This window comes from Sphingobacterium sp. UBA7038 (assembly GCF_002494055.1).
In the GTDB taxonomy this organism is placed as follows: domain Bacteria; phylum Bacteroidota; class Bacteroidia; order Sphingobacteriales; family Sphingobacteriaceae; genus Sphingobacterium; species Sphingobacterium multivorum.
This window is the reverse complement of record NZ_DLAV01000019.1, coordinates 65,499-80,101: the sequence shown is the minus strand read 5'-3', so window position 1 is coordinate 80,101 and position 14,603 is coordinate 65,499. Positions and strand designations below refer to the sequence as shown.

The window sequence follows — 14,603 nt, the reverse complement described above, 5'->3', positions numbered from 1 at the left end:
GTCTTTAAATTTTTGAGTTCAAAACTTTAGGTTTCTATTTATTGCGAAAAACCACGATCTCTACATTTCGGTTTTGATTTTTTCCGCTTGCGCTTGCATTGTCAGCCACAGGAGCATTTTCTCCACGTGAATGTACGCTTATTTTGCTTTGGTCAATTCCACCTTGACTAACCAACCAGTCCTTCACGGCAGTAGCACGTTCCATGCCCAGCTGCTTGTTGTGGGATGCCGTGCCTGTAGAATCAGTATTCCCAAATACGCCTACGTAGGCACCTTGAAAATCTTTATTCAAAGCCGATGAAATTTGTTTAAGTTTCGCTTCGGAACTGCTTTGTATTGCGCTTTGGTCAGTGGCAAATAATATATTTTCGCCAAGCGAGTAAATGGTATAGCCATCACTGGAGCGTACGCGAATATCTTTGTCCGTGATGTTCGGGTCCGAAGATTCAGCACTATTGAAATCTACTGAATTCCAGCTTGGTTCCGTTGTTGCAAGGGTATCCCCGCCCATATCGCCCTGATCCGTTACCATGCCGGTGCTGTCCTTGGTATCAGCGACATCGGATGCACTGTTATTACGATTTACAAAAAACAAGATTATTGCCAATGCAATAAGTGCGAGTAGAAGCCAAAAGTTTTTTATGGCACATACAAAATAGGAGGCTACCGCTAAATTTAAGGGAGGATGTAAGACGGATGGAAGATAAAAATTTAGATTAAAAATTTGATTTTCAAATATAAGTGTTATCTTCGCATTATCTAAGCAAAACCGGTTTTGCTTATTATCATTAATAACCAATTTTAAAAACAAAAATGCCTCATACCGAAAATATAATTTTATGTGTCGATTTAGGTGGTACGCATTGCTCATCAGGCCTTGTGCACGGGAGCCCTGCAGTTGTCATGGACGGATCGTACTTTCGCGGGAATGTAAATAGTAACGCAGAAAGAGTACAGATTTTGTCGGCCATAAAACAAACCATCGATAAGACCCTAAGTTCAACTACGCATTTACCATCCGAAATTTTCATATCTTGCCCTGGCCCATTCGATTACGAAAACGGAATATCCTTAATGGACGGAATGAATAAGTATCAGTCGCTACTAGGCTTTAATCTAAAAACATTTTTTGCGAATATCACAGGAATTGATTTAAGTTCGATCTACTTTTATAACGACGCTGCAGCCTTTTTATTGGGCGAAGTTGTCAATAAAAAAATGGAAAATAGGCGCGTTATAGGCCTGACTTTAGGAACCGGATTGGGTTCTTCGCTTTACGAAAATGGAACAATCGTAGATCTCAATTTAGGATCAGCAGTTTTCAGCAACGGCATTGTAGAAGACTTCATTTCAACCCGAGGGGTCTTAGCTCATTTGACAGAAAAATTTGGGTATATTCCCGTTGATAACATAAAAGACATAGCTGAACGCCCAGATCTGGAAATTTTTAGAAAAGAGGCTTTTGATTTCCTAAGCAACCAACTGATTACTTTCATTAAAGAATATATTTATCCGTTAACGCCAGACACAATTATAATCGGAGGCAGTATTGCCAAGGCCCACAATTATTTTTTTGATAAGCTCCTTTGTACCCTTGATACGGAGCTATCCCTTGCATCATTTGATGAACGCAACTTATTTCTCGGATTAACCCTCAAGACATTTAGTATATGAAACCCATTTGGAAATTTACATTAATCGCATCGTTGGGAGGTTTTTTGTTTGGTTTTGAAACAGCAGTAATATCGGGTGCTGAACAAATCATACAAAAACTCTGGGACTTGGATGCTGTCCGTCATGGACTTACCGTATCGATCTCGCTGATCGGAACCATTATAGGAGCCGTTATCGCCGGACGTATGGCCGATCGTTATGGGCGTAAACCCGTGCTTTATTTCGTTGCAGCTTTATATTTACTCTCAGCATTGGGCTGTGCAGTAGCGTCCATCTGGGAGCTTTTCCTGTTGTTCAGATTATTGGGTGGACTTGCTGTGGGGATCAGCTCTGTTGTTGGACCCGTATATACCTCCGAAATTGCTCCCGCAAAAGATCGCGGTAAACTTACAGGCACTTTTCAGATTATGATCGTGCTGGGAATCTTTACGGCCTATCTGACAAATTTTCTCTTTATGAGCGTAAATTCAGGCGGATGGCGATACATGCTCGGTATCATGGCTGTGCCTGCCCTATTATTTGTACTTCTATTGAATCTCATTCCCGAAAGTCCAAGATGGCTATTGCAGCAGGGACACATTGAAAAAGCGCGTGCAAGTTATCTTCGGCTTGCAACTCCATTTGAAGTGCAGGTCAATCAGCCCCAAACATCTGGTAAGCATGTTAACCTATTCCAAAAACGGTATGCCAAACCTATACTTTTTGCGGTGTTGTTAGCATTCTTCAACCAAATGACCGGAATTAATGCTATTCTATATTACGCACCACGGATCTTCGAAATGGCGGGCTTTAGTGCAGCATTAGCCTACCTTCAGCCTATTTTTATCGGTGGTACCAACTTGCTCTTTACCCTGGTTGGCATGAGCATCATAGATCGTTTTGGGCGAAAAAAACTGCTTTTGACAGGCGCTATTGGTATGTTCTTATTTCTATTATTGGCAGCCTTTGGCCTAAAAGGAGTAAACGCACAATTTTTACTTTTCTATATCATGGGATTTATAGCATCTTTTGCCTTATCACAAGGTGCCGTGATTTGGGTGTTTTTGGCGGAAATTTTCCCGAACGAGGTTCGCGCCCAAGGCTCTTCCTTGGGGAGCACCACCCATTGGCTATTTGCTGCAATAATATCCTGGGTATTTCCAATTATTGTAGAAGGTAGCGTACTCGGAGGATATTATGTGTTTTTATTCTATGCCCTGATGGTTATCGCGTCCTTCGTGTTTATTCTATGTATGCCCGAAACGAAGGGCAAAGTATTGGAAGAAATAACCTAAAGTTCCTATATTAAATAATTATTAAATCCTCATCATAAAGCTATATTGATCTATAAACTTCTTAATTTCGTTTTGCAAAACCGGTTTTCTAAGATAATTATGCGGTTTTGATACTAAAGAAACATTTTCGTAATACCATATATTAAAATAATTGACATATGAAACAAATGATAACGCTATTTAAGCCTCTTTCCATAATTGCGATTGCGGTGACTTTTTGGGGCTGTAGCGCGCAAAGACAGCCGCGCCATCTCGCCCCAGACTGGGTAATGGGCGGTTTCGTTCGTCCAGCAGGGGTAAACCCTGTAATCGAACCGGATAGTACCACCACATTTATGAATCCCATGAATGGGCAACTTGTGCATTGGGAGAATAATGACACCTTCAACCCGGCAGCGGTGGTAAAAGGAGATAGTATCTACGTGCTTTATCGTGCCGAAGATAAGACGGGGATAAAAATTGGTCATCGTACTTCACGTCTAGGGCTTGCTGCGAGTGCTGATGGAACACATTTCAACCGACAAAAAACGCCTGTTTTTTATCCCGGGGCTGATAGCCAGCGTGAGTTTGAATGGCCCGGTGGAACGGAGGATCCGCGTATAGCGGAATCCGAAGATGGCACCTATGTGATGTTCTATACGCAATGGAACCGAAAAGTACCTCGCCTGGGGGTAGCTACCTCAAAGGATCTTAAAAATTGGACAAAATATGGGCCTATTTTTAAAAAATCGAACATCCTGCCTGAGCTCGTCAATAAATCGCATAAATCAGCATCGATTGTCACTAAACTGGAAAATGGTAAGCAGCTAATTACTAAAGTAAATGGTAAGTATTGGATGTACTGGGGCGAGCATGGTGTATATGGCGCAACGTCGGATAATCTGCTTGACTGGGAACCGGTTGTAGATGAGAAAGGTCAACTCAAAGCGTTCATCTCACCTCGAGAGGGATATTTTGATAGCTCTTTAACAGAATGTGGCCCACCGGCCATCCTGACAGATAAAGGAATTCTACTATTATATAATGGTAAAAACCACCCTGAAAAAGGAGATAAGCGATTTAATAAAGGTACTTATTCAGCAGGGCAAGTTCTTTTCGACAGTAAAGATCCGGGTAAAGTATTAGCAAGGATGGACGTGCCTTTCCTAAGACCAATGGAAGCTTTTGAAAAAAGTGGTCAATATGTTGACGGCACAGTGTTTATTGAAGGCCTGGTTTATTTTAAACAGAAATGGTTTCTATACTACGGCTGTGCGGATTCAAAGGTTGGTGTTGCCATTTTTGATCCGCAACATCCTGCTGCACTGGATCCCATCCCTAATGAAAAATAAGGTATAGATGTATAAAGCCAAAGTGATTCGTGTAAGCGTTTTAATAAAGAATTACTAACCAAAAATAAATTTTATAAAAAATGATACAGCGTGATTTAAATGCAGCCTATAAGAGCGCCTTAAAGGCAAGTTTGATAGGGATCGCACTAATGACATCCGCGGCTTATGGTCATGAGCGTTGGGACAGTGATCTTGTCCTCATGGCTATGGCCAAAGCACCCGTCCGGATAACCGGACAAGTAACGGATGCTGCCAATAATCCGATCGCCGGGGTCACTGTGCAAATAAAGCGCACACCGTCCATCGGAACCAGTACGGACGGAACCGGAAAATTTTCCATTACAACAGATCCGAACGAAACACTGCTGCTATCCGCCGCCGGCTATAAGAGCCAAGAAATCCTGCTAGGGGGACGAACAAACTTATCCATTATTCTGCAAGATAGTGTAGCGATGATGGACGAGGTTGTGGTGGTGGGATACGGCGTGCAGAAACGAGCTTCGGTAACAGGTTCAGTTGCATCCATACAGGCTGAAGAGCTGATTAAGGTAAAGACGCCAAACGTAACAAATATGCTTGCTGGTCGATTGCCGGGGATTCGTGCGGTACAGCGCAGCGGTGCCCCCGGAGATGACGGAGCGTCGGTGGATATCCGCGGGTACGGTAGCATGCTCGTTATCGTGGATGGCGTACAGCGAGATTTTGCACAGGTCGATCCGAATGATATCGAATCTATATCAATATTAAAAGATGCTGCTGCCGCGGTATACGGATTTAAAGGTTCCAACGGGGTGCTATTGGTGACCACAAAAAAAGGAAGCAATTCAAAAACTAAAGTGGAGTACAATGGATATTATGGAATCCAGCAGGTGACGCGATATCCACGTATGATGAATGCCTATGAATATGCGTCGCTGTATAATGAAGCGATCTATAACTCTAATCCATACACTGGGGTACCAGCATACAGTCAAGAACAACTCGATAGTTACAAAAATGGAGCGCAGGGGACTGACTGGTGGGACTCCCTCGTGCGTAACAATGCTCCACAGAGCTCACACAATGTCAGCATCTATGGGGGGAATGATAAAGTTAAATATTATAATTCGGTGGGATATGTTGACCAGGGTGGTATTTTGAGGTCAGATGACTGGAACTTCAAAAGGTATAATCTACGCTCCAATATTGATCTGAATGTTACGCCAAATTTTACCGTCGGATTTAAATTGACTGGTCGTTTACAAGATCGTGAAAAACCGTATGGAGGTGACGATCTGTTTACACAGGCACAGATGGCCATCCCTATTTATTCCATTTATGCCAACAATAATCCCAGTTATTGGCAGGCCATTGGAAACATGGCCAACCCTATACATAGCTCTTATATCGAGCATAGTGGATACGAATCGCGCCTGAGAAGAGAGTTTAACGGTTCATTGGATCTAAATTGGAAGCTACCGTGGATAGCTGGACTGTCGTTACGTGCTATGGTCGCTTATGACTATAAGAACAGTGAGTGGAAAACATGGCAAAAGGCATTGAGCGATTACCAGTACAATCAGACGAATGAACACTATACCGAGGTCGCTCTAAGAAAAAAAGCAAGCCTGGAGTCCAAGATGGAAAATCTGTATATGCCAACGCAGCAGTATTCGATCAATTACAACCGTGTATTTGGACAAAAGCATGATGTCAGTGGCTTATTGTTATGGGAGGCCTACCACGACCGTTTGACCGATATATTGGGTTTTAGGGAATCTTCAATCGGGATCATTGACGACATCAGTAAAGGAGACACCGAAAACCAAAATACGAGTGGCAAAAGTGTGGAAACGGCGCATGCAGGTCTGGTAGGAAGGTTTAATTATGCCTATGACCGAAGATATCTACTTGAATTGAATTTCCGTTATGATGGATCTTATAAATTTCAGCGGGACCGCAGGTGGGGATTCTTCCCGGGAGTTTCAGCGGGTTGGCGGATTTCGGAAGAGAAATTTTTCAAAGAAAATTTTGCTCATTTTGATAACGTAAAAATCCGGGGCTCATATGCCAAAGTCGGTGATGAGGGTGATTTTTCGGCATTCCAATACCTCGATGGATATGTCTATGGAGGGAGTTATGTGCTGGGAACTGGAGGCTTGTCTTCTGGGCTGAGAAGCAGTGGGATGGCCAATCCTTGGTTGACATGGTACGAGTCTAATATCATGAATCTAGGGTTTGAGGCTTCCTTTAAAAACGGATTGATCAATACGGAATTCGACTGGTTTAGACGCGAACGCTCTGGCCTTCCTGCGACAAGACAAGGCACTTTCCCGACAACATTCGGCGAATCTATGCCACAGGAAAATTTAAATTCAGATATCAATACCGGTTTTGAATGGACTGTAGGCCATAAAAATAAAATTGGTGATTTTGCCTATAATATATCCGGCAATTTTTCTGTAACACGCATCCGCTATGGCTACGTCGAACGTGCAGCTTCAACCAATATGTATGATAACTGGCGGAACAACAATAATGATAGAAATAAGGATATCCGGTGGGGGAAGACGGTCTTGGGTCAATTTTCCTCGTATGAAGATATTTTAAATTCACCGGTGCAGGATAATAATGGAAATCGATCCCTGCTTCCCGGAGATTTGAAATTCAAAGATGTGAATGGCGACGGCATTATAGATGGGAACGATGTGGAACCAATCGGTCATGGTGCAACACCAAGAATGTATTATGGATTAAATCTCGGCGCGAATTATAAAGGATTTGATATGACCTTATTTTTTCAGGGAGCAGCAGGCCATGATATTTATATAAGTGGCGATATACTTGATCCATTTATCCAACAGGGCCTAGGTAACGGATTTGCATTTATGACCGACCGATGGCACCGGGCAGATCCTGCTGATCCCAATAGTGAATGGATTGCCGGCACAATGCCCGCAGCCCGGGTAACAGGTCAGGTGGACAACCGATCTGATAACTCATGGTCCTTACATAAAGCAGATTATCTACGGTTAAAAACAATGGAAGTAGGGTATTCTCTACCAAAAAAATGGGCCGAGTCCCTAAAGATTGAACGGTGTAGAATCTACTTTAATGCCAATAACCTGTTGACGTTCACGGGGAGTGATGCGTTATTGAAAAATATAGACCCTGAAAGCAATCAAAGTCGATTGCGCTATTATCCACAATTGAAAACATTCAATTTTGGTGTTAATATAGTTTTATAAAATCCTATACTATGAAAATGAAATATTTCAGTCCTCTTCTTCTGAGTTGTGCATTTACACTGAGTTTATATAGTTGTAACGATTACCTAGACCGGGAGCTTACCAGTGTAATTATCACCTCTGATCTCATCTGGGAAAGTCCGCAAGCGATACAGTCCGTGTTAGTCACGATGTATGATGAGGGATTACGATTAGATGAGTTTGACGATTGGTTTACAGGAAAATCAAATCTGCTCAATTTGACCTCCTTGTCTGATGAAGCGACAGGAGCGTATCAGAAAGACTATGCATTTAGTAATGCCAATTCGGTATATACGTATAGTGATTACGTCTTTGAAGACCCTTTTGCGACGCGATACGTCCAAATAAGACGTACAAACGACTTCTTGAAGAAACTGAGCGAAACTACAGTCTTGAGCGACGAGGAGAAGCGCCTAGTCGATGCTGAGGCGAGGTGGATACGCGCGATGCAATATTTTGGTTTGGTGAAGCGCTATGGTGGTGTCCCCTTGCTAACGACACCACAAGAATACGTTCCTGGCGATTTTTCGGCATTACAGGTTCCAAGAAATAAGGAATCGGAAGTTTACGATTTTATTATCAGTGAATGTAAGGCGATTAGCGACCTACTTCCGGTATCGCGATCTGCCGAAAGTAAATATAGAGCCTCCAAAGGTGCAGCCCTTGCCTTATGGTCCCGTGCTTCGCTGTATGCTGGCTCGATCGCTAAATATGGTTCAAATGCAAATTTAAGTGGAGAGGCTGTAACGCGAGGTTATGTTGGTATAGCAGCCAATGAGGCAACGAGGTATTTTACCGAATCGTATAATGCTTCAAAAGCATTGCTGGAGGCAGGCACTTATACCCTTTATAACAAAAATGCCGACAAAGCAGCGAATTTCTATGAGCTGTTTTCAAAAAGTGTAAATGGCGATAATGGGGAATACATCTTTCAGAAAACCTTTAATGTTTCAGCCGGGAAAGGTCACATGTGGGATAAGATGAATGCTCCTTTTTCCTATCGTGGTGATGGCTGGGGCTGCGGAGTGACCCCAACGCTCGAAATGGTCGAAGCATTTGAATACAGCGATGGTAGCCCGGGTAAATTGTCTTTAAAAAATACAGATGGGACCCCGCGTAGTTTTGATAGTCCCTACGATCTTTTCGTTGGGAAAGACCCGCGGTTGTTTGCTTCCATCTATGTTCCCGGCGCTCCATTAAAGGGCAGCAAGGTCGAATGGATACGAGGAGTGATCAATGGGCAGAATGGCTCGGGGCAAAAATACCAGGCACAGAATCAGCCCGACAAGGATAATGTGGCTACGATAGACGGTGTGAGGTACAATACATCGGGTAAAGATGGCGGTGCAGACGTCGGAGATGCTTCAAAAACGGGGTTTTATATGCGTAAGTTTTTTGATGAAACGCTTACAGACATGACAAATATTGACGCGAAGCGTTCGGAGACACCTTGGGTAGTATTTCGCCTTGGTGAAATATACCTTAATTTTGCCGAGGCCTGTGTCGAGCTCGGAGGCAAAGACACCGAAGCTTTGCAGGCGGTAAATGCCATTCGCACACGTGCCGGAATTCAGTCACTTGCAACGATATCCATTGCCAAAGTTCGGCAGGAACGCAAGGTAGAGCTTGCTTTTGAAAAGCTACGCTTTTGGGATCTCAAGCGATGGCGAGTAGCCCACATGGATGAATCGCAGGGCGGACTAACCAACTATAGAGGTACAGCGTTATATCCTTGGTTCAATGTTAAAAGCAATAAGTATACTTTCGAAACCGGAGTACCTCCGAAGCAAAAAAGATTATTTCTGGAAAGAAACTACTATATCCGCATTAGTCCTACGGATTTGAGTACGAATCCGCAGCTGGTTCAAAATCCGGGTTACGGCAATTAATTAATATGTATTACAATTATGATCAAAATGAAGAATATTTTTTATGTGTTTGGTTTTATTTTAATCGCTGTCATGAACAGTTGCGAAAATGAGATCGACAATCTACAGGCTCCTCATGGGGGGCTTCACGGCACCATATATGACATGGAAACAAACAAGCCTATTCCATTGCCGGTGGAGGGCTCGGGAGGTGTATTGGTTTCTTTATTTGAAATAGGAACCGGGGCGACTGCCTCTGTCGATTTCAGGGCAAATGCAGATGGATCTTATACCAACAATACGGTGTTTAATGGGAAGTATAGAGTGGTTGTCAACGGCCCTTTTATTGGCGTGTGCGAAGGGTATACGACCGTCCAAGGTCAAACGGAATTTGATTTGAAAGCAACCCCTTTTTCCCGTATTACGGCATCGGCCACCATTTCCGACAGAAACCAAGTCGAGGTAGCATTTAAGGTTAATAAATCGGACGAATCCTTTACGTTTACCAATGTATCTGTGATGTGGAACTATACGCCCCGAGTAGATGAAAATAATGCGAATTATGTCACAAAGATTGCTAAGGGCAAAATAGATGAAGGTACACATGTCTTTGAACTAGCCAATGATAAACAATTTGTCGAGAACTTTTACAAGATCAAGGCAAACGGCAACAAAATCTATGTCCGGGTAAGTGCGACGGTAAACGGGGTCGTCAATTATAGCGATACCATAGAATTGATAGCAAATGACTGATCAACTAACACGCAAAGCAAAAACTACAAAGGAGTCACTCATGAAAAGAATTATAACATTCAGTATAATCGGTTTTTTATTGGTATCATGCAGTAAAAATGAAACCAAGGTGGAAGAGCCATCCGTAACCGGCACATCTGTCAAAACCATGTCGTATAACATCTATTCGGCACAAAAAAAAGGCATAGAGGCAATCGCCGACGTGATTAAGAAAAATGATCCCGACCTTGTGGGGCTGCAGGAAGTGGAGAAGAACTCCATCAATCTGAATTTTGACACCGGAAAACGCCTTTCCGAGCTTACCGGTATGCCCTATTATTATTTTGTCAAAGCCCGCGACCTAGCTCAGGGGGAATATGGTAATCTCATTCTTTCAAAATTACCCCTTAAAGAACAGGCAACTTACCTGTTGGATGTGGTCACTTCAGAATCAAACGCTTATATAAGAGCGCTTGGCACGGTGAGGGTAACCAAGGATAATCAGGATTTTTATTTTGCAGTGACGCATTTAGATCATCTGTCAGATAACGCCAATAGGCTCCATCAAATTGACCTAATCCACCAATATACCAAAGATATTACGCTACCTATCATTCTGTCTGCAGACATTAATGCCAAGCCTACAGAAGAAGGCTATAAAGTGTTGACGAAATGGTTTACATCAGGATGCCTAAATGGCTACTGTGGCTTTACAGCCGGAACACCTAAACCTGATGGAACCATAGATTACCTGATGTATGCACCGGCAGACGGGGTCTTGACGGAGACATATGATGTAGACTATAGTTCCTATTCGCAATCCGATCATTTTCCTGTTGTTGCGAATTTTTTAATCAAAAACTAATACAAATTTTACGTAGCAAAACCATGATAACTATTTGTTTTTCTAAAATATCAGGAATAAGAAATCTTCACATCGGGATATTTTTTTGTTTCGCAATGGGTCTACTCAGTTGCACCAAAGAGATTGGTGGCGACATGACGTATCCCGATAAGGCTAATGAACCTCAAATTACTCAATATACACCCATTTCTGGAGGCTCATCTACCGAAATATCCCTATATGGGAGTAATTTTGGAACGGATCTCGAAAAAATCAAAGTGACAATAAATGAGAAGGAAGCGAGTGTATTAAGTTCCAATGGACGGGTCATTACCGCACGTATTCCACAGAATGCGGGATCCGGTAAAGTCAAACTAGCTATTAACGGCGTAGAATATACCTATAAGCAAAATTTTGAGTACGGATATCAGACCGTCGTGTATACCTATTTAGGATCGACTAAGGATGATGTTGACGGGGATTATGTGCAGGCTAAATTATCCGGGCCACGCTATTTGAAATGGAGTAAGGATAATATGCTCTATTTTGTCGAAGAGGGGGCGAGTAGCCGAGATAATTTTGCGGCACTCCGTGTTGCTGCAAATAATCAAGTAAGTACCTTACTTAATGCTTCTGAGAACCCTTTGTTCGAGCGGCTCCGGGCTTTTGACTTTTCAATAGACCAAAATACATTGTACCTTAGCAATGATAACAACGCAAATGGATCCATGGGCTTTGGCAAGATGATAAAATCTTCTGGTAAATATAGCAATTTAACAGCCCTATCTGCAACGGCAGGATTGACGGCTGTAACAACGAACCCCGTGACAGATGAAGTGTTTGTTGGTATATACTCAGGCGGAAAGATCTGTCGTTTAAAATCCGATGGTACGCTGGAGCAGCTATTTGCAGTCAATTCAAAAAATGTCAATATTATGGACATTATTTTCTCTCCAGATGGGCAAACTATGTTTATATCAGGAGCCTACAATGCACACAGTGTTTATCGTGTACCCTATGACCTTGCGGCCAAGAGATTCGGTGCTGTACAAGTACTAGCTGGACCAAATGCCAATACGACGGGGAATGCAATAGGAAATGGAGAGTCTGCGCGATTCAATACACCTGCACAAATGGATCTGGATCAGGATGGAAACTTATATGTTGCCGATCGTAAAAACCATTGTGTTCGTAAAATCACGACCAATGGTACGGTAACTACTTATGCAGGAATTGCCGGCACCAGTGGTCTCCAGAATGGGAATGCCTTAACAGCAAAATTTTACGAACCCGAAGGTCTACAGTTCGGTCCTGACGGAGCATTGTATGTAGCTGATACCTGGAATCACGTTATTCGAAAGATCGTTATAGAGTAACTACCATATAATTTAACTAATTCTTACTTACATTAAAGAATAGGATCATGATGATAACTTTGTCTAAAGCAAGACATTTAAACTTGCGCCCCCTGCTGTTTGTTTTAATAACCGCTCTGCTGTTGTCAGTTAACGCCAATGGAGTTTCCGCCCAAAAATTGAATCGTAAAGTTGAGATCAAAACAATGACCTACAACATCTATAGTGCTCGAAAAATGGGCATTGAAGCGATTGCTTCGGTGATCAAAAAAGTTGATCCCGATGTTGTTTCTTTGCAAGAAGTGGAACGCAATACAGCTATTAATCCAATGGATTTTCCGAAGGAAATCGCTGCATTGACAGGGATGAAATACTATTATTTTGCACATGCATTAACGTTGAAGAAAGGTGATTATGGTAATGTTATCCTTTCCAAATATCCGCTACTGGAGACAAAGTCTATCCATCTGGGGGTTGCTAATGATGGGGATGACATCCGATCCTTTGGCTATGCATTGTTGGAAAAGGAAGGCAAACAATTTTATTTTGCGACGACCCACCTGGGCTACAAAAAGGATGATGCCACCCGTTTAAAACAGATCGCTGAGATCTTGGCGGAAATCAAAAATTTAAAGAAGCCGATCATTTTGGGTGCTGATCTGAATTCACGGCCCAACTCACAGACTATGCCGGCTTTGCAAAAATGGTTTTCCCTGCCCTGTCAAACCTCGAATTGTGAATGGACTGTACCTACACCAAAACCGACATATACTTGTGATTGGTTGATATATGCTCCGCAGCAGGCTTTTGAAGTAAAGGACTATGCGGTTCAATTTTGGGCAGACAAGGAATCCGACCATTTTCCAGTTGTAGGAACATTTAATATTAAATAGTCTGAATAATTCAATACTAATTATGGTGGAAAGGGAGTTTTCTTGCCGAAAGGAAGCTATAATCTGGCAGATCTGAATGCCAGAGGTATCGAAAACGATTGGGCATCCTCCGCGAGAGTTCCAAACGGAGTTACCTTGACGCTGTACGAACACCAAAATTTCTCGGGGATCAACTGGGTGCTGACGACGGATACGCCACTCTTTTCTCAATTGACACCGACAGCCAATGATAAGGCCTCGTCCATGAAAGTGGAATAAATGATGACACTCTTTTTTCGGTAATCTTCTGCCGATCAGTTGTTGCGACCGATTGGCAGAAGATTATTGCTTTTTCTTTCAGATGACTTTCTTGCCTTTATCACAGAGGGTAACACGACATGACTAGCATTATCTTTTGTTGGTTTTTCTATCTGCTTTAGCAATAATTTTATAATGTTGTTACTTAGTTCCTCCAAGGGCTGACGTATGGCGGTGATCGTTGGGGAGATCAGGTTAAACGCTTCATGATCGTCAAAGGACACTATGCCGAAATCCATTTTCTTTTTAGCCGTTAGCTTATTTATTGCAGCCAACCCTGCAAGACAAAGATAATTGGTTGCAAAGATGATAGCGTCCAATTCCAGATTTTTTTCAAGAAAATCTTTAATAAGCTGCTGTTTGACTGTTTTTTTTGATTCAAAGGGTACAAAGGCTACTTTAGGGTCAACAGCTAATTTTTCCATCGTCTCTTGGTAACCTAATAATCGTTCATGCATTTGGCTTTGTGTAGATTCGAGTGTAACGAATCCAATCTGACGAAACCCCTTATCATATAGATGCATACAAGCTTCAATCATTGCTTCCTTGTTGTTGGTTCCGACAAAATCCACACCTTCGACCGGATCCCGGTCAAATAGAACAATTGGGATATGTTCATCCACCATTTCTTTAACGACATCTTCTATTCCTTTGGTTGGTGCAATAATATAGCCATCCAGTTGGCTCCGTCTGAAAAAATTGATAATCTCAATGGCTGTATTGGTATCACCGAGGGTACTGCTGTACATTATCCTATACCCTTTCGTTTTGGCTAGATTTTCGATCATGAGCGCTATTGGTCCAAAAAATGAGTCAGAAATATCTTCAACAATAAGTCCGATACTGCTACTTCGGCCTGTGGCTAGGCTTTGCGCTAAGTGATGCGGGTAAAAACGAACCTCTCTGACATAATCCAGTACTTTAGCCTGTAATTCTTTGCTAATCCGTCTTTCGTCAGCTTTTCCGTTAATGATCAACGATACGGTTGACTTTGCTATTTTTAAGTGTTTCGCAATGTCATTTATTGAAATCTTTTTATTTTCCATACATTCTAAAACTTAAAAATATAGATTTTTATTCACTTGTA

Annotated in this window: 12 protein-coding genes; 10 read left to right on the top strand and 2 right to left on the bottom strand. The window is 42.3% G+C overall.

The annotated features are described in order from the left end of the window. Nucleotides 1-34: 34 nt before the first annotated feature. Nucleotides 35-595 (bottom strand): OmpA family protein, encoded by a 561-nt coding sequence (locus B3H30_RS12950; protein ID WP_286834264.1) that lies wholly within the window; start codon nt 593-595, stop codon nt 35-37. Between the two features lie 218 nt (nt 596-813). On the opposite strand from B3H30_RS12950, the gene B3H30_RS12945 reads away from it, so the two are divergent. From B3H30_RS12945 to B3H30_RS12900, 10 genes are all read left to right on the top strand, one after another. Next, complete coding sequence (locus B3H30_RS12945) at nt 814-1,674, top strand: ROK family protein (RefSeq protein WP_286834262.1); 861 nt, start codon at nt 814-816, stop codon at nt 1,672-1,674. Further along, nucleotides 1,671-2,948, top strand: a complete 1,278-nt coding sequence (locus tag B3H30_RS12940; protein WP_286834259.1) for a sugar porter family MFS transporter — start codon at nt 1,671-1,673, stop codon at nt 2,946-2,948. Before B3H30_RS12945 ends, B3H30_RS12940 begins: the two co-directional genes overlap by 4 nt. Before the next feature lie 158 nt (nt 2,949-3,106). Then, the gene (locus B3H30_RS12935) at nt 3,107-4,279 is read left to right on the top strand and encodes a glycoside hydrolase family 130 protein (RefSeq protein ID WP_286834258.1); all 1,173 of its coding nucleotides are present in this window, start codon (nt 3,107-3,109) and stop codon (nt 4,277-4,279) included. Between the two features lie 80 nt (nt 4,280-4,359). Continuing rightward, nucleotides 4,360-7,506 (top strand): SusC/RagA family TonB-linked outer membrane protein, encoded by a 3,147-nt coding sequence (locus B3H30_RS12930; RefSeq protein ID WP_286834255.1) that lies wholly within the window; start codon nt 4,360-4,362, stop codon nt 7,504-7,506. Between the two features lie 11 nt (nt 7,507-7,517). Further along, entirely contained in the window at nt 7,518-9,416 is a 1,899-nt protein-coding gene (locus B3H30_RS12925) for a RagB/SusD family nutrient uptake outer membrane protein (protein ID WP_286834253.1), read from the top strand. 27 nt (nt 9,417-9,443) lie between these two features. Next, on the top strand, nt 9,444-10,148 hold the full coding sequence (locus tag B3H30_RS12920; protein ID WP_201649439.1) for a DUF3823 domain-containing protein: 705 nt from the start codon (nt 9,444-9,446) through the stop codon (nt 10,146-10,148). A 40-nt stretch (nt 10,149-10,188) separates the two neighbouring features. Continuing rightward, nucleotides 10,189-10,992 (top strand): endonuclease/exonuclease/phosphatase family protein, encoded by an 804-nt coding sequence (locus B3H30_RS12915; RefSeq protein WP_070565931.1) that lies wholly within the window; start codon nt 10,189-10,191, stop codon nt 10,990-10,992. Nucleotides 10,993-11,087: 95 nt separating this feature from the next. Next, nucleotides 11,088-12,347 carry an IPT/TIG domain-containing protein gene (locus B3H30_RS12910; RefSeq protein ID WP_286834250.1) on the top strand — a complete coding sequence of 420 codons (1,260 nt, stop codon included), beginning with the start codon at nt 11,088-11,090 and terminating at the stop codon, nt 12,345-12,347. Between the two features lie 47 nt (nt 12,348-12,394). After that, complete coding sequence (locus B3H30_RS12905) at nt 12,395-13,219, top strand: endonuclease/exonuclease/phosphatase family protein (protein WP_286834247.1); 825 nt, start codon at nt 12,395-12,397, stop codon at nt 13,217-13,219. A 42-nt stretch (nt 13,220-13,261) separates the two neighbouring features. Further along, a complete protein-coding gene (locus tag B3H30_RS12900) occupies nt 13,262-13,477 on the top strand; it encodes a hypothetical protein (protein WP_286834246.1) in 216 nt (71 codons plus the stop codon). A gap of 35 nt (nt 13,478-13,512) precedes the next feature. On the opposite strand, the gene B3H30_RS12895 is transcribed toward B3H30_RS12900, so the two are convergent. Further along, nucleotides 13,513-14,562, bottom strand: a complete 1,050-nt coding sequence (locus B3H30_RS12895) for a LacI family DNA-binding transcriptional regulator (protein WP_145328120.1) — start codon at nt 14,560-14,562, stop codon at nt 13,513-13,515. Nucleotides 14,563-14,603: the final 41 nt, after the last annotated feature.

What these genes read in the sequence shown, in the direction of transcription:
- B3H30_RS12910 (WP_286834250.1), top strand. Translation starts at nt 11,088, where the DNA reads ATGGGTCTACTCAGTTGCACCAAAGAGATTGGTGGCGACATGACGTAT.
- B3H30_RS12935 (WP_286834258.1), top strand. Translation starts at nt 3,107, where the DNA reads ATGAAACAAATGATAACGCTATTTAAGCCTCTTTCCATAATTGCGATT.
- B3H30_RS12895 (WP_145328120.1), bottom strand. Translation starts at nt 14,562, where the DNA reads ATGGAAAATAAAAAGATTTCAATAAATGACATTGCGAAACACTTAAAA.
- B3H30_RS12905 (WP_286834247.1), top strand. Translation starts at nt 12,395, where the DNA reads ATGATGATAACTTTGTCTAAAGCAAGACATTTAAACTTGCGCCCCCTG.
- B3H30_RS12940 (WP_286834259.1), top strand. Translation starts at nt 1,671, where the DNA reads ATGAAACCCATTTGGAAATTTACATTAATCGCATCGTTGGGAGGTTTT.
- B3H30_RS12930 (WP_286834255.1), top strand. Translation starts at nt 4,360, where the DNA reads ATGATACAGCGTGATTTAAATGCAGCCTATAAGAGCGCCTTAAAGGCA.
- B3H30_RS12915 (WP_070565931.1), top strand. Translation starts at nt 10,189, where the DNA reads ATGAAAAGAATTATAACATTCAGTATAATCGGTTTTTTATTGGTATCA.
- B3H30_RS12945 (WP_286834262.1), top strand. Translation starts at nt 814, where the DNA reads ATGCCTCATACCGAAAATATAATTTTATGTGTCGATTTAGGTGGTACG.
- B3H30_RS12925 (WP_286834253.1), top strand. Translation starts at nt 7,518, where the DNA reads ATGAAAATGAAATATTTCAGTCCTCTTCTTCTGAGTTGTGCATTTACA.
- B3H30_RS12920 (WP_201649439.1), top strand. Translation starts at nt 9,444, where the DNA reads ATGAAGAATATTTTTTATGTGTTTGGTTTTATTTTAATCGCTGTCATG.